20 protein-coding genes are annotated in these 21,149 nt (G+C 49.8%); 7 read left to right on the top strand and 13 right to left on the bottom strand.

Translation table 11 applies throughout. The annotated features are described in order from the left end of the window. Positions 1–10 precede the first annotated feature (10 nt). Positions 11–799, bottom strand: a complete 789-nt coding sequence (locus tag NSS64_RS30555; protein ID WP_341142573.1) for an ABC transporter permease — start codon at positions 797–799, stop codon at positions 11–13. Further along, positions 796–1,707 carry an ABC transporter ATP-binding protein gene (locus NSS64_RS30550; RefSeq protein ID WP_341142920.1) on the bottom strand — a complete coding sequence of 304 codons (912 nt, stop codon included), beginning with the start codon at positions 1,705–1,707 and terminating at the stop codon, positions 796–798. Before NSS64_RS30550 ends, NSS64_RS30555 begins: the two co-directional genes overlap by 4 nt. A gap of 243 nt (positions 1,708–1,950) precedes the next feature. On the opposite strand from NSS64_RS30550, the gene NSS64_RS30545 reads away from it, so the two are divergent. From NSS64_RS30545 to NSS64_RS30520, 6 genes are all read left to right on the top strand, one after another. Next, positions 1,951–2,691, top strand: a complete 741-nt coding sequence (locus NSS64_RS30545) for a LytR/AlgR family response regulator transcription factor (RefSeq protein WP_341142572.1) — start codon at positions 1,951–1,953, stop codon at positions 2,689–2,691. After that, entirely contained in the window at positions 2,684–3,997 is a 1,314-nt protein-coding gene (locus tag NSS64_RS30540; RefSeq protein ID WP_341142571.1) for a sensor histidine kinase, read from the top strand. The genes NSS64_RS30545 and NSS64_RS30540 overlap by 8 nt, the downstream gene beginning before the upstream one ends. A gap of 331 nt (positions 3,998–4,328) precedes the next feature. After that, the gene (locus tag NSS64_RS30535) at positions 4,329–5,045 is read left to right on the top strand and encodes an ABC transporter ATP-binding protein (protein WP_341142570.1); all 717 of its coding nucleotides are present in this window, start codon (positions 4,329–4,331) and stop codon (positions 5,043–5,045) included. Between the two features lie 25 nt (positions 5,046–5,070). After that, entirely contained in the window at positions 5,071–6,216 is a 1,146-nt protein-coding gene (locus NSS64_RS30530) for an ABC transporter permease (RefSeq protein ID WP_341142569.1), read from the top strand. Next, on the top strand, positions 6,213–7,346 hold the full coding sequence (locus NSS64_RS30525; protein ID WP_341142568.1) for a hypothetical protein: 1,134 nt from the start codon (positions 6,213–6,215) through the stop codon (positions 7,344–7,346). The genes NSS64_RS30530 and NSS64_RS30525 overlap by 4 nt, the downstream gene beginning before the upstream one ends. Next, positions 7,339–8,046: an ABC transporter ATP-binding protein gene (locus NSS64_RS30520; protein WP_341142567.1), complete on the top strand. Its 708-nt coding sequence runs from the start codon at positions 7,339–7,341 to the stop codon at positions 8,044–8,046. The genes NSS64_RS30525 and NSS64_RS30520 overlap by 8 nt, the downstream gene beginning before the upstream one ends. A 111-nt stretch (positions 8,047–8,157) precedes the next feature. On the opposite strand, the gene NSS64_RS30515 is transcribed toward NSS64_RS30520, so the two are convergent. Genes NSS64_RS30515 through NSS64_RS30500 form a run of 4 tightly spaced genes read right to left on the bottom strand, consistent with a single transcriptional unit; the run spans position 8,158 to position 11,990 of the window. After that, positions 8,158–9,231: an ABC transporter substrate-binding protein gene (locus NSS64_RS30515; RefSeq protein ID WP_341142566.1), complete on the bottom strand. Its 1,074-nt coding sequence runs from the start codon at positions 9,229–9,231 to the stop codon at positions 8,158–8,160. After that, positions 9,228–10,073 (bottom strand): ABC transporter permease, encoded by an 846-nt coding sequence (locus NSS64_RS30510; RefSeq protein WP_339252086.1) that lies wholly within the window; start codon positions 10,071–10,073, stop codon positions 9,228–9,230. Before NSS64_RS30510 ends, NSS64_RS30515 begins: the two co-directional genes overlap by 4 nt. Beyond that, positions 10,070–10,876, bottom strand: coding sequence for an ABC transporter permease (locus tag NSS64_RS30505; protein ID WP_036728143.1), 807 nt, complete (start codon positions 10,874–10,876; stop codon positions 10,070–10,072). The genes NSS64_RS30510 and NSS64_RS30505 overlap by 4 nt, the downstream gene beginning before the upstream one ends. Continuing rightward, positions 10,866–11,990, bottom strand: a complete 1,125-nt coding sequence (locus tag NSS64_RS30500; protein WP_340946362.1) for an ABC transporter ATP-binding protein — start codon at positions 11,988–11,990, stop codon at positions 10,866–10,868. The genes NSS64_RS30505 and NSS64_RS30500 overlap by 11 nt, the downstream gene beginning before the upstream one ends. A gap of 293 nt (positions 11,991–12,283) precedes the next feature. On the opposite strand from NSS64_RS30500, the gene NSS64_RS30495 reads away from it, so the two are divergent. Then, positions 12,284–13,387, top strand: a complete 1,104-nt coding sequence (locus NSS64_RS30495; protein WP_341142565.1) for an FUSC family protein — start codon at positions 12,284–12,286, stop codon at positions 13,385–13,387. A 127-nt stretch (positions 13,388–13,514) separates the two neighbouring features. Here NSS64_RS30495 and atzF read toward each other — a convergent pair whose 3' ends face one another. The 7 genes from atzF to NSS64_RS30460 all read right to left on the bottom strand — a co-directional run bounded on the left by atzF (position 13,515) and on the right by NSS64_RS30460 (position 21,145). Then, the gene (gene atzF / locus NSS64_RS30490; protein ID WP_341142564.1) at positions 13,515–15,302 is read right to left on the bottom strand and encodes an allophanate hydrolase; all 1,788 of its coding nucleotides are present in this window, start codon (positions 15,300–15,302) and stop codon (positions 13,515–13,517) included. A 6-nt stretch (positions 15,303–15,308) separates the two neighbouring features. Next, on the bottom strand, positions 15,309–16,946 hold the full coding sequence (locus NSS64_RS30485; protein ID WP_341142563.1) for a PucR family transcriptional regulator: 1,638 nt from the start codon (positions 16,944–16,946) through the stop codon (positions 15,309–15,311). Positions 16,947–16,962: 16 nt separating this feature from the next. Further along, the gene (locus tag NSS64_RS30480; RefSeq protein WP_340946357.1) at positions 16,963–17,391 is read right to left on the bottom strand and encodes a cupin domain-containing protein; all 429 of its coding nucleotides are present in this window, start codon (positions 17,389–17,391) and stop codon (positions 16,963–16,965) included. A gap of 100 nt (positions 17,392–17,491) precedes the next feature. Beyond that, positions 17,492–18,562: a ring-opening amidohydrolase gene (locus NSS64_RS30475; RefSeq protein ID WP_341142562.1), complete on the bottom strand. Its 1,071-nt coding sequence runs from the start codon at positions 18,560–18,562 to the stop codon at positions 17,492–17,494. After that, entirely contained in the window at positions 18,559–19,311 is a 753-nt protein-coding gene (locus NSS64_RS30470) for an ABC transporter permease (RefSeq protein WP_036728133.1), read from the bottom strand. The genes NSS64_RS30475 and NSS64_RS30470 overlap by 4 nt, the downstream gene beginning before the upstream one ends. Then, positions 19,308–20,117: an ABC transporter ATP-binding protein gene (locus tag NSS64_RS30465; RefSeq protein WP_341142561.1), complete on the bottom strand. Its 810-nt coding sequence runs from the start codon at positions 20,115–20,117 to the stop codon at positions 19,308–19,310. The genes NSS64_RS30470 and NSS64_RS30465 overlap by 4 nt, the downstream gene beginning before the upstream one ends. 14 nt (positions 20,118–20,131) lie before the next feature. Continuing rightward, positions 20,132–21,145, bottom strand: a complete 1,014-nt coding sequence (locus NSS64_RS30460) for an ABC transporter substrate-binding protein (RefSeq protein WP_341142560.1) — start codon at positions 21,143–21,145, stop codon at positions 20,132–20,134. Positions 21,146–21,149 lie beyond the last annotated feature (4 nt).

Raw genomic sequence — 21,149 nt, 5'->3', positions numbered from 1 at the left:
AGCAGTCAAACTAAATATGAATATCTCTTTTCCCAAAGATCACTAGTGCGGCTATTAAACATATGGGTATTATAATGATTGGCAACACCATAGCATGAACGTAACCATTTGAAATAGCTGCCTCTATTTGAAAGGAATTCGCACCAGAAAACTTCAGGACCTGGCTTGTCAACGTATTATTAGATAGAAACCGCAAAATTCCAGATGAAGCTTTCTGAAAATAACCGGTAAACATGAAATCTCCGAAAATGAAAAAAAAGGTTACTATTAATGACGAGGCTGTCTTTTTCACTAGCACACTTATTACCATAACAACTGCTGAATACACTGCCAGATACAAAATATTAAAGCCAATCGCCCGCATTACAGATATCCAATCTTCTCTTGCATTAGTATCTCCAATTGGAGTCCCACCAAGAAGAGCCAATGCTATAAATAAAACATAGTAACAAACAAAGAATTGAATAATCAGCCATACTATCACTGTGATCTCAGAGATATACTTTCCAATGATATATAGAGATCTGCTGTGTCCAGAGGCAATAATATTCTTTATGGAGCCATGTTCAAAACCCTCCGTGAAAAAAAAGCACGCCTGTATAGGAATGATAAAATAAAAGAAGGGAGAGAAGGAGACTGCAGTAACAAGCGTCTTTAAAGGCCTGTCTGCCTCAATTCCAACCCGGGTTGCTATTAAAAGAAGAAGTGCAATACTTCCAAGTAAAAATAACACGCAAAGGCCCTTGAACAATGAATCTTTTCGTAAATAATATGCTTCACCCTCAAGAAACTGTTTCATGAGTTCCCCCCTATTAAATCCATATAATAGCTTTCAAGATTGGGGGTGGATAAATAGAATCCTTCAATCTTAGCGCCTTTTTCCAGCAAAACCGACATCAGTTTTTCTATATCAACACCCGCTCTGGGAAATTCAATTTCTCCAGATTCCTTCACTGCTACATTCTCGATTTGAAGATCCTTTTTTAGGATTTCAATGATTTGAGGACTGTTCGGAGTTTTCAGGCAAATTTGGGTTTTAGCCGATTTAGATAATTCATCTGCAGTAATTTCCTTAATTAATCTTCCCTGATGAATGAATCCGAACTTAGTTGCCAGTAGTTGAAGTTCACTTAATATATGACTTGAAATTAGAATAGTTACCTTTTTCTCTAAGGCTAACTTCTCCAGGATCTCTCTGATTTCCACAATCCCTGAAGGATCAAGTCCATTGATTGGTTCATCCAAGACCAAAAATTCTGGTTCGTTGAGAAGCGCAATGGCAATTCCGAGACGCTGACGCATACCAAGTGAATAATTTGATGTAATTTTACTGTCTTCATCCGATAAGGAAACCGCCTTCAATACATCTTTAACCCTACTGTCTTTATCCTTAATACCGAGTACCCGACAATAGAACAGCAGATTCTCCCTGGCAGTCATATTAGGATAAAATGCAGGAGATTCTATGAGAAAACCCAACTGACGTCTGGCAATATTCAGCTCACTTTTTCCGCTTTTTCCAAAGAGCGCTATTTCTCCGGCTGTCTGACGTATCAAACCAGCAATGATTTTCATTAAGGTAGTCTTTCCTGCTCCATTTTCTCCGATGAAACCATAAATATCGCCCGCAGAGATTGTCATTGATATATCCTGTAATGCAAACGCTGTTCCGTATCTCTTCGTTAATCCTTTTGCCTGGAAAATCACCTTAACCAAAAAGCACATCCCCTTTTGCTACATATGACGCGAAGTCAAATCGCCACCCAAGAATCATACTAACATGCTTATATTCTCTTTTTTTCGGATTGTCATTTTTAAGCAGGTTAATGTAATATTCAAGAGAAAAATGGTGGATCCAGCTTGATTTATTCTAAAAATGTATAATATTATGGAAGTAGTTTTATTATTTCCATAGAATATAATTACAAATGAAGAAAGAAGCTGTGTTTCATGATGCGTATAGCGATATGTGATGATGACTTTCAGTTAACGGAATTTATGGAGAGATTAATAGGGGACATTCAAAACACGCTGGAGAAAGAAATACAAGTTTCAACTTATTACTCCGGAGAAAGCTTCTCCACAGCCATTGAGGGCTGCTGCCTTTATGATATTGTTCTTATGGATATTGAGATGAGTGGAATGAATGGAATTACAGCAGGACAAAAACTGCGTGCAAACGATGAAAATGATCTTGTGCAGCTTATCTATATTTCCAGTCATGAGGAATACCATCTACAGCTTTTTGATGTTCAACCCTCAGGATTCATCCAGAAACCAATCAACCCTGAATTCTTCAGGCAGAAGCTGCTCTCTGGCATTCAAAAAGTAATGCGCAAACAAGAACAAGGTAAAAACCGTTTTCTTCCCGTGTATCAAAAAGGCCAAGAACTTTTAATACCCTTTCGTGATATTCTCTATTTGGAAAGCAGCATAAGGAGAGTTTGTATCTACACTACTAAAGAAGATACCATTAAGTATTATGGTGTATTGAACGAAGAGGAGAAAAAGTTACCCACCAGCGGCTTCATTAGAATACATCAATCGTACATAGTAAATTTCAGCTCTATTAAGCAATTCAGCAATAGGAAAATAGTTCTGATTAATGATCAGGAACTGCCAATCAGTGAGAAGAGAAGTTCAGCCGTCAAAAAAGGGTATCTGAATTTCAGAGGGGATTTCATTGGATAATCCATTTCTTGAAGAATTGTTTTTCTCGTTGACTCTTCCGCTTCTATCAGGTATTATTCATTATTTCTTCAGCCATTGCCTCTCCTGCCGTATTGAGAGAAAATCGACATTGCTATTATTTTATGGTCTGTACCTTTTTTGCAGTATTGCCGTACATTTCAGTCCATGGCCAAGCCCGATTCTTTTCATCCTAAATGTCTGCTTAATTATATTGCTGACAACTCTATACAGGGGAAACTGGAAATGGAAGGGTAGCGCCTCGTTTTTCATTGTAATCCTTATCTTCCTCACGGATGCCGCTATGCCGATGGCTTATACCACTTTCGGGTATATTGTTAATCTATTTCTTTCCAAAGCACTGATGTTTTTATTGGTATTAATTTTCGTAAGAGTAGCACAGTCCTATGGAAAGGGAATTTTGCCTAAGTGGTATTGGTTACTTTTGTTTTGCTGTCCTGTTTTCAGTATGATCGGTATAACTCATCTATTGTCCAGTGTGATCTTGCAAACCTATCCAGAGATATTCCCGCTGTTGTCTATAGGTTTGCTTACTATTAACTTCTTAATAATTATTCTGAGTGATCGCGCCCTGTGTGTCCAATCCGAGCAAAATAAATGCTTGGTGCTGGAGCAACAAAATACATTTTATATAAACCAATATCTAATGTCCAAAAAGATGCAGGAAGAAGCTATAAAGTTTCAGCATGATTTTAAAAATATACTTTTAGGCCTGCGCGCTAAACTGCAACCGGATATTGAAAAATCACAGACCAGGGAATTGGATGAACTGCTTGGCAAAGTTGAAACTCCGTCAGGATTTTTGGATAGCGGAAATATTGTAATTGATTCCATAATCAATTACAAAAACCAGATTGCAATGCGACTAAATATTCCGTTTGAATTGAGTTTAAATATCCCCCCTCTTCTGGAACTGGACACGGCTGCAATCAGCATTATTTTGGGTAACGCGCTCGATAATGCCATTGAAGCATGTGCAGAAAAAATGAATACTTCACGTCGTATCTTGATACATATGCATTACTATAATGAAAGTTTGTTTATGAGAATCCAAAACCCCTATGTAAATAAGATCAAAAAAAAGCGGAACGGAGAGCTGTGTAGCACAAAGTCTGACAAATCAGTTCACGGGATCGGACTACAAAATATTAGAAGTAACGTGGAAGCTGCTAAAGGGTTATTAGATATCACTTATAATGGTGGTTTGTTTACTATTGAAATTGTTTTGTTCAACGTGTACTGTCAGAATAAAAAACCACATATAACAGTTAACGCTCCACCAAATTAACTCTGCTTCTAAAACCCAAATACACTTTCCTTTATTTATATGGAAAGTGTATTTTAATATGGATATTTCTTTCTTATTTGTTATTTGTGACATTTTTCCTTTCTACCCAAATAAATAAAATCTATAATCTTTAAGGTAATATATTACATAAATTCAAATACTGGTGGTGATTCTAATGGTATGGGTCATTGGTGCAATTATCGTAATTGGCGGTGTGGTTCTCTTTCCTGGAAAAGCTAGCTAATCAGTAAAAGGGTAACCATTATTCTAGATAATGGTTACCCTTTCCTATACTCATACTGTCCGTTAGCAGGAAGAAAGGAACTTCATCATGCTGGTTATTGATCAGATTTCCAAAAGCTTCTCAAACAAAAAATCCCACAAATTAGCCTTAGACCATGTGAACCTTACTATAAACTATGGTGAGGTATTGGGTTTAATCGGTCCCAATGGAGCTGGTAAATCTACCTTGCTAAGAATTATCGCCTCTATACTGTCACCCAGTGAAGGGAGCATATATTTTGAAGGTAAGGACGTGACAACATCAGATCTCATAAAGAGCAAAATTAGTTATATTTCTGTAGAAACCGGTCTGTACGAGCAAATGACACCTTATGAATGTATGTTTTTTTTCGGAATGCTTCATGAAATTAATAAGCGTGAGATCCATAAGAAAATAGAATTTCTTGCTCAAAAATTTAAATTCGAGGAATTTCTTCATCAGAAGATTAAAGTCCTTTCCACAGGTACCAGACAAAAAGTTCTGATTGCCAAAGGACTTATCCATGAACCGAAAATATTAATTTTAGATGAGCCAACCAATGGCCTAGACATACTGGCAGCATATTTTGTAAGAGAAACTATCTCAACCCTTAAAAGTCTGGGAACATCCATTATTATATCCACCCATATCATTACAGACATAGAGCTGTGCGATCAAATTGCTGTTCTAAACAAAGGAAAACTTGTATATAACAATAAATTCTCCGAGATAAAAGGAAAATATTCATCCATAGAACAACTGTTTTTAGAGATAGACAGCTTCTAAACAGCTACTTCAGGAAGGGTAGACAATGACCATAAATAAAGCTTATCTATTGTATAAAAAGGAAGTCCGGTTGGGATTAAAGGATTATCGATCTCTCTTTATCATTATTTTGAGCACTTTGATTTTTTATCCTGGTTTAATCATTGGAATGACATATCTACAAATTCAGGACTCCAAAAAGGCAGAGTTGAGCACTCCAAAGATGGTTATTCAGGGAAGTGCAGTGCATGAATTTGATATCAATTATGGATTCTCTCCTTTTCACATCGTAAAGAGTTCTAACCCTCAGACAGATTTAATAGAGAATAAGGTAGAAGGAATTTTAACTGTGGAGAAGAATAGTACTAATTATCACATACACTATGAGTATAAGAAAAAGAATTCAAAGTCCCTGTACAGCAGTGAGAAAGTCTCGCAATGGATTGCTTCACTTCAAAAAGAAGAGCAACAAAAGTACCTATCCTCTTTGGGGGTCGAAACGGATAGACTTTCAACAATAACTATAGATTATCAAGATCTTACCCCTAACAACCAGAAAAATATGATTAGTGATATTATTCCTTACTTTGTTTGGATCGGAATTATAGCAGGCAGTATGGGGATTGGCATTGAGAATACCGCAGGTGAGAAAGAAAAGAAAACCTTCGTTACACTCATTTCGTCAAATATAACAAGAAAACAGATTGCTCTTGGCAAGATCGGATCCACTAGTTTTTTTGGATTCATCTCAGCTATTCTCACTATCATTGGATTACTAAGTGGAGCCTTTTTTTCCTCTAAAATGCTAGAAGATACCAAAATGATTACCTTAAGCCTAAACAAAATTGTCATATTATTTTTAGTTCTAGTATTTTCAGCCGTCCTTATAAGTTCACTGATGGTCATTCTGGGAGTCATCGCCAAAACAATGAAAGAAGCTAACTCGTATATAATGCCTTTATATCTTGCAGTCATCTTCGCTGGTATTTTGAGCAATTATTTGAATCAAAGCAACTATATATGGTCGCTGGTACCGATTATTAATTCATCCTTAATTATAAAAAGTCTGTTTGAGGACAAAGTAAACCTTCGTTTTATTCTTTTGTCATTGGTGACAGCAACCGTCTTCATAGCAGTACTCGTTCAATTTAGCATTAGACTTTTCGAAAGTGAGGAAAAAACCATTTTATGATGATCGATATACTAACTTCTCTATCCATCTATAAACTACTCATTAAGAAAAAATTTGAATTTATTCGCATAAGCGACTTCCTCATTATTGGAACAGGTCTCGTAGCACTAGGTTATTTAATAAATAAGTTACTGCTTAAAGGACAGTCAGAAAATTATGAAAGCCTGACTTATTCACTGCTGTTCCTAACTGCTCTATTTATCGGATTATTGGCGATTGCCGAAGTATACAGTATCCATGAAATCAAATTTTTGCTCTCTTCTAGCGTAAGACGTTCTTTGCCAGTATTGCTCCTGCTTATTAAAGTGTTAGTCCCCTTATCCGGAGCAAATCTTCTGATGTTAAGCGTGGTGCTCTGGGGTGGATTACAATTTTCAGTTGTCCATCTCTTTCTGGAACTGAATGCCGGGTTTCTTGCGGGAGGTGCAAGTTTCCTGGGAGTACAGTATTTCATTATTCGATTAAGAAATATTACTTTCAAGGGTGCCGCTAAGCAGCATTCCTTCATAAGCAGTCACCCTGCATTGAAGAAGGAACTCCTCTATCTTTCATCTCTGCAAAGGACAATTCCTCTTGCTTTTGTGGTAGCCATCTGTCAAATTTCCTTGTTTTTTCTCAGAGATTATCCTTCTGCACTACTAGTCATTATTATGCTAATAATAGTTTTCATGCACGATGCTTGGACAGTCAACCTGCTCGGCCTGGAAGAGAACAGCATCAATCTGTACCTCTTTAATCAACTGGATATAAGGCAACTTATTTTTATAAAGTGGAGCACTTGCTTTGTCGTTACCTTCATTATCAGTACAGTGAATTATTTCGTGTGGAGTATATGGTTCCGGCCTTCTACCTCTCTTATGCTCAGCCAATTGACGAGGCTTATGCTATTCAATCTGTCTTTAAGCCTGATCGGCATACTACTTGGACTCTACTTCTCCGATTTTCTTAAGAAAGGATATTACCGTATACAGTTATCCGGTATTCTAATATTTGCCTTTAGCACTGCAATACTGTTCTACCTCACGTTATCTTATGTGCCTGCAATACTAATAGCACTTTGCTGCATAACTATTTTTTCGCTCAAAATTTTTAAAAATAGCAATATAATAAGAGGTGCACTCTATGACTGATTCATATCTGGAATTACGGGGAATTACCCAGCATTTTAATCAGCGGATTGTGCTAGACCATATTAATTGGAAACTATATCAAGGGCAGGTCAGTGTACTGCTGGGTCCCAACGGAGCCGGTAAAACCACTCTATTAAATATCCTGTCCGGAGCGCAGCGTCCTACTTCGGGCGAAATCTTCTACAACGGGGAATGCTGTAAAGGTCTTCACCACACCAGCTACCGAAACAAGGTCGGCTATTTAACAGAGTACCCTTACTATTATCCCTTTTTAACGGTTGCCGAGACCCTTCAGCTTACGGCTAAATTGCGCGGTTTAAAGGAGCGGAATAGCTCTCCTGTAATCAATTATTGGTGCGATTTTTTTAATTTGCAGCCTTATTTATCTGAGCGGATGGATGCATTATCCCAAGGAACCCGCAAAAGAGTGTGTCTATTGAGCAGTATATTGCATAATCCGGAAATCCTTTTACTAGATGAACCAACAAATGGACTGGATCCGGAGCAAATTATCGTGTTTAAGCGCTTCATTGACCAAATGGCTAAAGAAAATAAGATGATTGTAGTCTCCACTCATATCCTTGGTTTGGCGGAAGCCATTGCGCAAAAGGTTATCGTACTACGAAATCATAAGATCAGGTATAATCAAGCCAATACTGGGGATTTGGAACGTATATACCTCGAGAGCTCCAAACATTGATATTACTAGAGTAAAGCCACCTGTGCATGAGTAATCATTCATAATGTATAAATTAAAAAGCGCCTGATTGCGAAATTCCGCAGTCGGGCGCTTTCCTTGTACCTAAGATACCTACTTCTTATTCATCTTAAACATCAGGAACAGCTCATTATAGTGGGCAAGCATCCGCTTGCCGAGGTTGTCGTAGACCTCCAGCCGGCCGGTGATCTCGGCGGGCGGGTAGAAGCGCTCGTCGCCGGAGATGTCCTCCGGCAGCAGCTTCAGGCCGGGAACGTTCGGCGTGGAATAGCCGACGTATTCCGTATTCTGGGCCGCCACATCCGGGCGGAGCATGAAGTTGATGAACTTATGCGCCCCTTCGATATTGGCGGCTCCGCGCGGAATGACCATGTTGTCGAACCAGATGTTCGAGCCTTCCTCCGGCACCACATAATCCAGCTTGTCGTTCTCATCCATAATCTCGGAAGCGTCGCCGGACCAGACGATCCCGACAGCCGCCTCTTCGTTCGCCAGCAGCATCTTGATCTCGTCGCCGACGATCGCCTTCACATTCGGCGACAGCTTGTTCAGCTTGGCCAGTGCCTCCTGTAGATGCTCCTCATTCCTGTCATTAACGGAATAGTGCAGGCTGTTCAGCGCCATGCCCATCACCTCACGGGCACCGTCCACCAGGAAAATATTATTATTCAGCCGCTTGTCCCACAGCGAATTCCAGCTGCTGAAATCCATCCCCTTCGTCATCTCGGGATTGAAGATAATCCCCACCGTCCCCCAGAAATAAGGAACCGAATACTTGTTACCGGGATCGAAGGACAGATTCATGAATTTGGAACCGATGTTGGCCAGATTCGGAAGCTTGCTGTGATCCAGCGGCAAGAGCAGCTTCTCCTCCCGCATCTTGGCAATGGCGTAGTCGGAAGGCACAACGACATCGAAGACCGTACCGCCCTGCTCGACCTTGGTCAGCATCGCTTCATTGGAATCGAACGTCTGGTAGATGACCGTAATACCGGTCTCTTCCTGGAATTGCTTGAGCAGGTCAGGATCAATATAGTCGCCCCAGTTATAGATCGTCAGCGTATTGCCGCCGCTATAGCCCTGGGCCGAGTTCAGCCGGGACGCCAGGAACATCAGGCCGAACGCGACGATCAGAATCGCCAGGAACGTATTCACAAGCTGCTTCATCTTGGCACCCCCGCTTCGGCCACCGGCTCGGCAATCTGTACCGCCGGGCGGCTCTTACGCTGGTTCAGGTAGTAATAACCGATGACCAGCAGAATCGTGAAGAGGAAAATCAGCGTCGACAATGCGTTAATCGACAGCGAGACCCCCTGACGGGCACGGGAATAGATCTCCACCGACAGGGTGGAATAGCCATTGCCTGTGACGAAGAAGGTAACCGCGAAATCATCCAGGGAATAGGTCAGAGCCATGAAGAATCCGCTGAAGATTCCCGGCTTGATGATCGGCAGAATCACCTTCGTAAGCACATCCCGGCGCGTGGCCCCGAGATCACGTGCGGCATCCGTCAGGGTCGGGCTCATCTCCTGCAAATGCGGCAGGATCATAATGACCGCAATCGGAATGCTGAACGCCACATGCGAGAGCAGCACGGAGGTGAAGCCCAGCTTGATCCCGACAATCGTGAACAGGATCAGGAAGGAGGCTCCGATGATGACATCCGGGCTGACAATCAGCACATTGTTCAGCGAGAGCAGCGTGTTTTTGGCCCGGCGGCTGCGGACATGATGGATCGCCAGCGCACCGATTACCGCTATGATCGTCGCAATGGTCGATGACAGAAGGGCGATGACCAGTGTGTTAATCACAATAATCATCAGCCGGGTATCAGCAACTACCTCACGGTAATAATCCAGCGTGAAGCCCTCGAACTTGTGCATCGTGCCACCGCTGTTGAACGAGTAATACATCAGATAGAAGATCGGCGCGTACAGCACCAGGAAGACCAGCACCAGATAAATATTGGCGATGCCGTTCTTGTTCTTAACCCTTCGTCTGTTCTTCATCCGCGCACCCCCTTCCGCGAGCCGCCGGTCAGAATCATGAACAGCGCCATAATGGCGATCAGGAACACCGCAACGGTGGAGCCCATCCCCCAATCCTGTGTGACCAGGAAGTGCTGCTCAATCGCGGTGCCGAGCGTAATCACCCGGTTCCCGGCAATCAGACGCGTAATCATGAACAGCGACAGCGCCGGAATGAATACCGCCATACAGCCGGAGCGTACACCCGAGATCGTCAGCGGAAAAACCACCCGCCGGAACGTTGTCCATCCCGATGCGCCCAGATCGCGCGCGGCATCGACCAGCGACAGATTCATCTCATCCAGGGCACTGAAGATCGGCAGAATCATGAATGGAATGAAAATATAGACCGACACAAACACGAAGCTGAAGCCCGTGAACAGAATCTGCTGCTCACCCAGACCCATCAGATCAAAGAAATTATTGACCGGGCCGAAGGTGCCGAAGATCCCGATGAAGGCATACGTCTTCAGCAGCAGGTTGATCCAGGTCGGCAGAATAATCAGCAGCAGCCACAGCTGCTTGTGCTTCGTTCGCGTCAGAAGATAAGCGGCCGGATACGCCACCAGGAGCGAGAACACCGTGATCAGAAAAGCGTACCAGAACGAATTCAGCATCATTCTCATATAGACCGGTGTGAAGAAATTGACGTAGTTATTCAGCGTCAGCTTCCCCTCCAGATCGAACAGGGAATAGTAGACCACCAGCAGCACTGGTGCAATGACAAACAGCGCGATCCACAGGTAGTACGGAATGAGATAATACGACTTGCCCTTAGTCATCATGGCTCTCCACCTCGGCGTAGGCCTCCAGACGCTTGTCGAACTCTTCCTCCGTTTCACCGAAACGCATAACATGAATCGCTTCCGGGTCAAAATACAGCCCGATCTCGGAGCCAACCTCTGCCTTACGGGTGGAATGGACGAGCCATTCATGGCCGGAGCCGTCATAGCAGCTGATCTCGTAGTGAACTCCGCGGAACAGCTGGGAATCTACACGCACCTTCAGCTTGCCCGCTTCAAGGGCCGCAATCTCCAGATCCTCAGGGCGGATTACCACCTCCACCGCTTCATTCGGCTTCAGACCGGCATCGACACATTCGAACCGGTGACCGTTAAACTCAACTACATAGTCCTCAATCATCACACCCGGCACAATGTTCGACTCTCCGATGAAGTCAGCCACGAACCGGTTAATCGGCTCATCGTAGATATCATTAGGCGTTCCGCTCTGCTCAATCTTGCCGCCGTTCATGACGAAGATCCAGTCGGACATCGCCAGCGCCTCTTCCTGGTCATGGGTGACGAAGATGAAGGTGATGCCCAGCCGCTGCTGCATCTCCCGCAGAATATACTGCATCTCCGTACGCAGCTTCAGATCAAGCGCCGAGAGCGGCTCGTCCAGCAGCAGCACCTGCGGCTCGTTGACAATGGCGCGTGCAATGGCAACACGCTGTCTCTGCCCGCCGGACATTTCATTAATGGCCCGCTGATCATAGCCGACCAGGTTGACGAAGCGCAGCGCTTCCTGCACCTTTTGCTGAATAACATCCTTCTTCAGCTTCTTGATGCGCAGTCCAAACGCCACATTCTCGAATACGTTCAGGTGCGGAAACAGCGCATAGTCCTGAAACACCGTATTGACCTGCCGCTCATTGGCGGGAATGTGGTTTATAATTTTGCCGTTCAGATAGATCGAACCTTCAGTCGGCTCCGCGAAGCCGGCGATCAGACGCAGAATGGTCGTTTTTCCGCAGCCCGAAGGGCCCAGCAGCGTGTAGAATTTACCGCGTTCAATTTCGAAGCTCACGCCTTTGAGTACAGCCTCTTCGTCGTCGTATTGCTTAATCACCTGGTCAAAAGAAATAATAGTGCCTTCCGGGGTAGCTATAGCTAACAACCTCCCTTACTTATGTAGTACAACCTATTTTACCCGCTTCTTGCGGGAGACAATCCGGCAGCAGCATGCTCAGCACGGATAAGCGACAATTCCTGCCTTAGTTCGACAGACTTCAATATATATAGCATAAAGGAATCCTGCAATATATGCGATAGCTTACATTGTGAAATCAAGCACAAAAACTTAACAAGTTCGTAAAATCTTGCCCGCCTCCAGCCTGTTTTGAGGTGCTATAATGAAAACGGATGAAAACCATAAAATTTTTCCTATTTACATGAAAGAAGATGACAAACATGAACGAGGGCTTACAGGAGCGCCTTGAAAAGTTCGGATTATCCTTATATATGATACGGATTACACTCGCCGCTTCGCTCTCGTGGCTGACGGTGCACACCATTTACGGAGACCAGTACCTGTACTTCGCCCCGCTTGCGGCGATTCTGATTACCCAGAGCAGCGTCAAGGCCTCCCTCGAAAAAGGCTTCTACCGCATGACCGGCGTCATCCTCGGCGGAATCGTCAGCCTGATCGTGGGCAAGTTCTTCGATGTGGGCGCGCTGTCGATCCTGCTGATGCTGCTGATCGGCATTGGCGTGGCTACAGCCTGCCGGATCAATATCCAGGCCGTCTCCCAGGTCGGCGTCACCTCGGTGCTCGCACTTACCTTCTATCATGACCAATATATCGTCTGGAGAGTCGCCGAGACGCTGATCGGCGTGCTTATCGCCCTCATCATCAATATGATTATCGTGCCGCCCAAGAGCTTCGTCAAGGTCAAGGACCTGGCACTGAAGGGCAGCCTGACCTTATCCGATGCCTTAACCGGATTCGCTGCAAGCGGCCGGGATGCCGCACAGGCCAAGGCTGCTCTTGAGCGCTCCGGCGAGCTGCTGAAGAAGAGCGACCAGCTGCAGAAGGAGATGCATTACACGCTGTCTCATTACCAGTGCCGTAAGGACATTGGCAAGCTGACACAGACGACCACCCATCTCATCAAGGTGCACTCCTATGTCAAAGCCATAAGCGAAGAGATCGCTCTGCTGCCGTCCCATTATGCCGCAGCCGACTGGATGCTGGAGGTTGTAACCGCAACGGCAGACTGTATCGCCCTGTACGGCACACGGACGCTATCGGATGCCGAATGCAGCGGACGCTCACTCCCCGAGAGTCTGAGAAGAGCCCGCGATGTGCAGCTCGCCTGGTTCTCGCAGCTGCAGGATCAGTGCCCGCTCGCGGCCTTCCGTGATCTCGGTGCGGTGTTCTCCCACTTGAACCGGATTCTTGAGGAGATCGAACGCGCCGATTACGCAGCTCTTTCCACCGCACCACAGCATGTCAAGGCACAGCCTGCACGCGCCATCCAGTTCATACAAAAAGGACTCTTCCACAAGCTATAAGCTTGGGAGAGTCCTTTTTTTGTTTTGTCCAGGTCGCGCTGCACCTGCCCGGCTCTCAAGATCGCCGCCGAAACGTTTGCCGTTTGGTATATTGCCGCACTCAGGGCTAAACGCCGAAAGCGGTATATTATTCAGCAGGCAGATACCGCCAGCCCCCGTAGGCAGTAACGTTCTCGGCACCGGTAGCGGCATAGCCTTCGCAGATGAAGCCCGTCACTTCGCGGCCATCGGCAAGCGCTACCCGTCCCAGGCCCAGCGGAGCCGGGATGAGCGTGGCGAACGCGCCCAGCGCTTCCACCGGCATCTGCCACAGCTCCAGCTCGACAGCACTTCCCCCTGCCGCCTGTCTCAGCAGGCCCGGCTTAGCCGGTACGGTAGGGAGCTTGACTAGCTCATAGCAGGCAGCGGTCCGCGCCTCCTGCCAGAAGCGGGCGCCATGCTCCAGCATCTGCTTCTCCAGCGGGAAGCCGCGCATATGCAGCCCGCAGACCGCAAGTGTAACCATGCCGGACGATGGTGATTCGTCACCGGCAGCAGCGCCGCCATCCTCCCGCCCCGGCGAATCCCCCTCCGCCAGCAGCTTCCCCGCTCCGGCAAGCAGATGCTCACTGTCCGCCAGAGCGAACAGCGTAATGCCGAACGGCAGGTTCTCCGCCGCTTCTCCGGCGGGAATTGCCACCGCCGACAGATCGAGCAGGTTGCAGTGATTGGTGTAGCGGCCCATATCGGAGTTGGCTCCGACCGGGTTCGCCGCCACCTGCTCCCGGGTCCAGGTTCCGCCGCAGGTCGGCAGGACCAGCACCGCATCCCGCAGCAGCAGCTCCGCTTCCCGCTTATACTGCTGCAAGCGGTGCATGGCCTGGAACAGGCTCGAAGCGGTGTGGCGCTCCGCGGCCCCGGAGGAGAGAATCGACTCCGTCACCGGCAGCACAGCTTCACGGTGACTCTCTACGAATCCGGCCAGATCCGCCCAGCGCTCGGCTACCCAGGGGCCGTCGTACAGGATGGCTGCCGCTTCGGAGAACAGCGTACAGTCCACCCGTTCAACCGGTAGCCCCAGCTTCTGCACCGCCGCTTCGGCCCGTTCCCAGGCCCGGCGGTATTCGTCCGCATGGGGCCCATAGAAGTCCGGCGGCGCTTCCGGCAGCAGCAGCTTCCCCGGCAGAGCGGCTCGGCCCCGCTTCACGGAACGCGACCACAGATCGGCCGCATCGAAGCCGCGTGCTGCGCGGTCCACCGTGAGCGCATCCTCCAGATTGTGCGCGAATACGGTGACACAATCCAGGCTGGCGCACGCCGGCACTACGCCGCGCACCGGCCAGGCGCCCAGGCTGGGCTTGTAGCCGACCAGCCCGTTCAGCGCGGCCGGCACACGGCCCGAGCCGGCGGTATCGGTGCCCAGGCTGAACACCGCCTGGCCCCGGGCTACGGCAACCGCCGAACCGGCGCTGGAGCCGCCGCTGATGTATTCGGGACGCAGGGCATTATGTGTCTCGCCGTAAGGGCTGCGCACACCGACGAGTCCGGTGGCGAACTGGTCCAGATTGCTTTTGCCGACAGGGATCGCCCCCGCAGCCACCAATTTCGCCACAACCGCTGCGTCGGCTTCCGGCTGATAAGCGAATTCAGGACATGCCGCTGTCGTGGGCAGCCCCTTCACATCGATGTTATCCTTCACCGCAAACGGAATGCCCCACAAGGGATGCTCCTGCGGATTCAGCTCTCGGAGCGCTTCCAGGAAGGGGCTGATCTGCGCCTCGGCGGGCGGTTCAATCCAGATGTTCATGTCCTTGTCCCGCGCAGCGCGGCGGATGATCTCCCGGATAACCTCCTCCGGGGTCAGTGCGCCGTGCAAATACTGCCCCCGCAGCCAGCCGGCAGTCAGCTTCGCGGGCCATTCTGTTGTTGCTGTCATCAGGCTTCATCTCCTTCTCTGCGTATCGGTACCGGACCTGCGGCCCTTGCCCATCTCATGCAGCTTCAGCGCAAGCTGCAGCTCCAGCATATCGTCACCGTCATCCTGGCTTAATCCCAGCAGCTCGCAGGCCCGGTCGATCCGGTAGGTGACCGTATTATAATGTGTGAACAGCTCGCCGGAGGTCCGCTTGACGTTGCGGTTGCACTTGAAATACAGTTGGAGCGTCTGTAGCAGGGAAGCATTATGCTTGCGGTCGTACTCCAGCAGCGGAGCAATATACTGATCCCTGTACTCGGTGATCTCCTCCAGCTCGGGCAGATGGTACAGCAGCCGGAAGACACCCAGCTTCCGGTAATCGACATAAGACCCGCTGTAGCCGCTGATTTGGCGGATGCGGGCGATTTTGCGGGAGGATTCATAGCTGAACCGCACCTGATCAGGGCCGTCCGCAAGATCGCCAATACAGAAGGCGCAGCTCCCGCTGACAAACACCCGGTTCATCTCGGCCAGCAGACGCCCCAGCGTCTCCTCCAGCGGAAGCTCCGGCTGCTCCGGCACGGTCAGGACCAGCTCCCCTTCAAGGATGGTGAGCTTCACATGCTGCAGGTCTGCCCGGGCACGCACCCGCTTCACTACCTGCTGCAGCTGCTTAAGCTCCGGCTTATCCTCCAGCCATCCGGCGGTTACAGCACGCAGCGGGCGCTCCGGGAGCGGGCAGCCGCAGGCCGCGCCGCGCAGCTTCAGATCCTCGGCAGCAGCAATCCGCCCGCTGATCCAGTCCTGCAGGAACTGGTCCACATACTTCAGCTCCACTTCCCGGCGGGCCCCGGCGTTGATCATCTCCAGGCCGACCAGCACACCGACCCGGTCAATCGTTAACTGATCCACTACCGACAGCTCGCTGTTCCACTCCAGCAGCACCAACAGACACTGGTCTGCCCCCTTGTCATTGACGGCCGAGACATAGGCACGGATTCGCCGTTCTCCAACTGTGAGGAATGTAATGCCAAGACTGCCTTCCTGGCGAAGCTGTATCCAGGCCGGAAGCTGCTCTTCCAGCTTCAGCGCTTCCGCCTGCGGAGAACAGAAGACCTGATCCGTATCATCCAGCAGGACGACCGGATTATGCAGCATGCCGTCCAGGGTCAGCAGGAAATCCTCAATCCCGTCGCCATGGAGAAGCTGCTTCGACAGCTTCTGGAAGCGGCTTTGCAGCTGTGAGAGTTCCCGCGCCTCCTGCACCAGCACCCGCTCCATAATGTCGCGGACCACATCGGAGAAGGAGGTGGAGGCGGGCAGCTCGAAGATCGGGAAGCCCAGCTGATCCGCAAGTTCCAGAGCCTTCGGCGGAATCTCATCGATATAGCGTTTGGTTTTGATCCCAAGCGCGGACACTCCCTTCTGGTTCAGCTGGGGAATAATCTCTGCGATCAGCTCCGGCCGGTTATGAAAGGGGAAGCCGCTGGTAATCAGGAACTCTCCCGGACGGACCCAGTCAATGACATCGGGAACCTCCATTACATTGACCCGGTTAATATAACGCCCAAGGCCCCCGGCTCCGGCCAGCAGGGCCGCTTCCTTCAGGTCGGGAATCAGCAGAATATCGCTGCAGGTCAAACCGGTAATTACATTGCTGCCCATGGCTCCGCCGCCTTTACTATAGCTTGGAAGAATAGATATCCTCGATTAGTGTAGTGCCGAAGAAGCTGTTCCCCGGCACCTCCGCCTCCGCCGGGACAAAAATACTGATCTGCTCCGAGGGAGAATCCCCTGTATTCCTGACAGAATGGACTACGCCCGCAGGCACATGGAACGTATCTCCAGCCCGGTAGCTGTACCACTCCCCGTCACATAGCAGCTTGACCTCTCCTACGGTAATATGAATGATTTCGACTACATCATGATAGTGCGGCAAGACCTGGCCGCCGATCCCCAGCTTCTCCCACAGAATCGAGCTCATCCGGATACCCAGGCGGTCCGCCTCCGTTGCCGAGACAATCTCCCGGTGATACAGCTCTATGTGATTCGGCATAAGCTCCCATGTCATATCTGCTGCTGCCAGCACTTTCGTTTCCTGTGTATGCATATTCGATTCCCCCATGATGGATAAAATGTAGTTGTATCCTATATTCCCCTCCGCCACTTTTCCTTTAACTTAAATTTATAGTTCAATCTATATAGCTCCGCTACCTGCGGCGGAACACAGCCGCCACCGGCCCTCCGCCCTTCGGCCCCTGATGCTCGCCTCCGCCGGAGACGTAGATCATCGGGTCGCCGCCGACATAGGCCAGCACACCCCCGACTACAGCCCGCGCATGGCGGGTATGATTGATATCCGAGTCATCCAGCATGATATGGCGGCGTCCGCGGATTATGCCATCGGGATCGGCTTCAGCCTTGGCCAGCACCTGCACCAGCTCCTCACCGGGATACCGGTCCAGCAGGCCTTGTAGCGCAGCGCCATCCACTGCATCCTGCATCACGGCATGGTCGATGTGGTACGGGCCATCCGCAGACAGCGAGTTCCCGAACACAATCACTTCGCAGCAGGACAGCTCACTGCCCGCCGAAGTGGAGGCTACCGCGCTGAATTGATTCCAGTCCGTGCAGATATCTTCTTCCTGTAGAGCCGCACGATCCACCTCACCCAGCGCTACCCCGGCACCCAGTGCAGAGGCCCCTCTGGAATATCCCATCGATTTATAAGTATCTTCTGTGATGAGCGATACCCCATGACTGTGCGCCTCATAGATCTGTTCAGCGGTAAGCAGCGGACACTTGATCTGTACAAAATGCACATCCGAAGGAGAGGTAATGCCCGCATCCATAACCGCACGGGCCACGGCATCCGCCACTTCGTCCACCTGACTAAGTCTGCCCAGCTCCCCCGGCTGGAAGCTCCGGGTTCTGGCGACTCCAATGGCCAGTGACTTCAGGCCATCAGCGGCCACCCCCGGCTCCCCCTGTCCGCTGCGGCTGATAATCGTGAAGTGCGGGCTGAGCACCCCTTCCGTACCGCCGGACATCACATAGGAGATATCGGCAGCCTCTTCTTTTGCCGCTTCAGCGAAGAATCCTTTCAGTGCCATGACCGCATAACCCCGCGTAAAATCATTCACACAGCCGTTGCCCTCCGTCTTCCCCAGCACCGCGACCACTTCCTCCGGCCGGAACAGCCCCGCTTCCACCGCCGCGCCAAGGCCCGACATATCATGCGGCGCACCCGCAGGAATGCGGATAACCGAGCAGTTCATCATAGATCATCGCTCCTTGTCCAGAAAATAACCCGTTTCTCCAGCAGCCCGATACACCAGAACAGCAGCAAGCCGCATAGCGCCGAAGCAATAATGGCCGAGAACATCACCGGCGTATCCATATGATAGGAAGAGACAAGCACCACATAACCCAGTCCCTTATTCGCTCCGACGAATTCGCCGACGATGGCTCCGACAATGGCGAGCGAGGTGGAGATCTTCAGGGCAGAGAAGATATAAGGCAGACTCGTCGGCAGACGCAGCTTCCAGAAGATTTCGCTCTTCGTCCCTTTGTAGGTCGAGAACAGCTCCCAGGCTTCGTATTCAATCGCCTTAAGACCCTTAACACTATTCACCAGAATCGGGAAAAAGCAGATCAGCATCGAGGCGATTACCTTCGAGGTATACCCGGTCCCCAGCCAAACGACCAGCAGCGGGGCCAGCGCCACCAGCGGCGTAGTCTTAAGGGCGATGGCCAGCGGGAACATTCCCTTCTCTATTGGCTTGGAATGCACGAAAATCACTGCGGTAGCCAGGCCAAGGATATTGGCGAGAATGAACCCGGTCAGCGCTTCGCCCAGCGTAACCAGCGTATGCGACCAGAGCGAGCCATTAATTGCCGAGACTACCTGCGTAGGCGCAGGCAGCAGATACATCGGAACCGACAGGAGACGTACAGCCAGCTCCCAGAGAAGCAGGAAGCCAAGCGCAAACGTGACCGGGTACAGGGTGTCTTTGATTTTGACCGTCATAGATGCTTCACCCGCTTTCTCAGTTCCTTGACAATCCGGTGGAATTCCGGCAGCTCTTCCATGCCCGCCTCACGCGGGGAGGGCAGCGTCACCGGAATGATATCCGTCACACCGGCGGGCCGGGGAGACATCATCACGACCCGGTCTGACAGCAGCGCGGATTCATGAATGGAATGGGTAACCATCACAATGCTGCTTAGACTGGTCTCCGGGCTCTCCCACAGCCGCAGCAGCTCGAAATTCAGCTTCTCGCGTGTCAGCTCATCCAGCGCGCCGAACGGCTCATCCATCAGCAGCACCGTCGGATCGGCAGCCAGGGCCCGGGCAATCGCCGCCCGCTGCTGCATCCCGCCGCTGAGCTGATGCGGGAAGTGGTTCAGATAATCCTGCAGACCGACCAGGCGCAGGGCACTTTCTGCTTTTTCACGCGCCTCGGCTTTACTGAACTTCTTCTTCTCGCCCAGCTCCAGCGGCAGCATGACATTCTGTAGCGCATTCAGCCAGGGCATCAGGACAGGCTTCTGGAAGACCATGCCCAGGGAGAGATCAGGTGAGGCATACGCCACCTCTCCACCGGCCTCCGGGCTTAACAACCGCAGCATCAGCCGGAGTGTTGTGGATTTCCCGCAGCCACTCGGTCCGAGAATCGAAATGAATTCATTGCGGTATACATCAAGACTGACCTGATCCAGCACAGGCACGTTGCCGAAGGAAAGAGAGCAGTTGCGCAGGGAGAGCATGGTTTCCCGGGTACCGGGATGCTGCGCGGCGGCAGCATCCAGCTGTTCTTTGATCGCTGTTGTCATTATCGGGTCCCTCCTTATTTCAAAAACTCATTGGTGAACAATCCGCGTATGTCCTGTTCCTTTTTCACAAAGCCCAGCTCGACCAGATTCTTCTGCAGGGTCTCCCAGGACGCCTCATCCATCGAGCCCAGCGGGAGCTTCTCCGGATCAAGCAGCGGAATGCTGGCCTTCATCATATTGACCTCATGCTTCAGATCCAGCTTCTCGCCATACTTCAGGCCGAATTCCGCCGCTTCGTCTGGATGCTTCACTGCATAATCCCAGCCCTGCATGGAGGCCTGCACGAAGCTTGCGACCATCTCCGGGTCCTTCTTGATGATAGACTCCGTAGTGAATAAGGTATCGGCATAGAAATTGATGCCATAGTCGTTCGGGTCGATAATATTCACTTCCTTGCCCTGCTCCTCTACAGCCAGCACTTCATTAATGACATAGCCGGGCCAGGCCTTGACCTGCCCGGTCAACAGCGGACTCAGATCGTATTTGACCGGCATCTCTTCGATTTGCGAAGGGTCGATGCCCGCGCTTTTCTCCATGGCCCGGAAGGTCAGCTCTTCGTTGCCGCCCAGCTTAATGCCTACCTTTTGCCCGACAAGGTCCTCCATAGTCTTGATCCCGGACTCTTTGAGTGTGAACATGACGAACGGGGTTTTGCGGTAGATCGCCGATAACGCTTTGACAGGGACGCCTTTCTCTCTGGCGATGACGACCTGGTCGGCACCCGTAACTCCGAACTCCTCACTGCCGGAAGCTACCATCTGCACAGCCGGGAAATCCGAGCCCCCCGGGCGGATCTCAACATCCAGCCCCGCTTCTTTATAGAAGCCTTTTTCCACCGCGGTATAAAAGCCGGCAAACTGCGCCTGGTGAATCCACTTCAGCCGGAGCACCACCTTCTTCAGCTCGCCTGAGCCTTCCGCTCCCTGGCCTTCGGCCTTACCGGCTTCCGTAGTGTTACCGCAGGCGGTCAGGAGCAGCATCAGCGAGGTTAACAGCATCAGCGCTTTCGTTCTGGACTTGTTCCACATGGTT

The organism is Paenibacillus sp. FSL H8-0122 (assembly GCF_038005345.1).
Lineage (GTDB): Bacteria > Bacillota > Bacilli > Paenibacillales > Paenibacillaceae > Paenibacillus_AQ.
This window is presented reverse-complemented; position numbering and strand designations above follow the sequence as displayed.

What these genes read in the sequence shown, in the direction of transcription:
- NSS64_RS30475 (WP_341142562.1), bottom strand. Translation starts at nt 18,562, where the DNA reads ATGATGAACTGCTCGGTTATCCGCATTCCTGCGGGTGCGCCGCATGAT.
- NSS64_RS30535 (WP_341142570.1), top strand. Translation starts at nt 4,329, where the DNA reads ATGCTGGTTATTGATCAGATTTCCAAAAGCTTCTCAAACAAAAAATCC.
- NSS64_RS30495 (WP_341142565.1), top strand. Translation starts at nt 12,284, where the DNA reads ATGAACGAGGGCTTACAGGAGCGCCTTGAAAAGTTCGGATTATCCTTA.
- NSS64_RS30480 (WP_340946357.1), bottom strand. Translation starts at nt 17,391, where the DNA reads ATGCATACACAGGAAACGAAAGTGCTGGCAGCAGCAGATATGACATGG.
- NSS64_RS30515 (WP_341142566.1), bottom strand. Translation starts at nt 9,231, where the DNA reads ATGAAGCAGCTTGTGAATACGTTCCTGGCGATTCTGATCGTCGCGTTC.
- NSS64_RS30525 (WP_341142568.1), top strand. Translation starts at nt 6,213, where the DNA reads ATGATGATCGATATACTAACTTCTCTATCCATCTATAAACTACTCATT.
- NSS64_RS30485 (WP_341142563.1), bottom strand. Translation starts at nt 16,946, where the DNA reads ATGGGCAGCAATGTAATTACCGGTTTGACCTGCAGCGATATTCTGCTG.
- NSS64_RS30520 (WP_341142567.1), top strand. Translation starts at nt 7,339, where the DNA reads ATGACTGATTCATATCTGGAATTACGGGGAATTACCCAGCATTTTAAT.
- NSS64_RS30470 (WP_036728133.1), bottom strand. Translation starts at nt 19,311, where the DNA reads ATGACGGTCAAAATCAAAGACACCCTGTACCCGGTCACGTTTGCGCTT.
- atzF (WP_341142564.1), bottom strand. Translation starts at nt 15,302, where the DNA reads ATGACAGCAACAACAGAATGGCCCGCGAAGCTGACTGCCGGCTGGCTG.
- NSS64_RS30510 (WP_339252086.1), bottom strand. Translation starts at nt 10,073, where the DNA reads ATGAAGAACAGACGAAGGGTTAAGAACAAGAACGGCATCGCCAATATT.
- NSS64_RS30545 (WP_341142572.1), top strand. Translation starts at nt 1,951, where the DNA reads ATGATGCGTATAGCGATATGTGATGATGACTTTCAGTTAACGGAATTT.
- NSS64_RS30505 (WP_036728143.1), bottom strand. Translation starts at nt 10,876, where the DNA reads ATGATGACTAAGGGCAAGTCGTATTATCTCATTCCGTACTACCTGTGG.
- NSS64_RS30460 (WP_341142560.1), bottom strand. Translation starts at nt 21,145, where the DNA reads ATGTGGAACAAGTCCAGAACGAAAGCGCTGATGCTGTTAACCTCGCTG.
- NSS64_RS30530 (WP_341142569.1), top strand. Translation starts at nt 5,071, where the DNA reads ATGACCATAAATAAAGCTTATCTATTGTATAAAAAGGAAGTCCGGTTG.
- NSS64_RS30465 (WP_341142561.1), bottom strand. Translation starts at nt 20,117, where the DNA reads ATGACAACAGCGATCAAAGAACAGCTGGATGCTGCCGCCGCGCAGCAT.
- NSS64_RS30555 (WP_341142573.1), bottom strand. Translation starts at nt 799, where the DNA reads ATGAAACAGTTTCTTGAGGGTGAAGCATATTATTTACGAAAAGATTCA.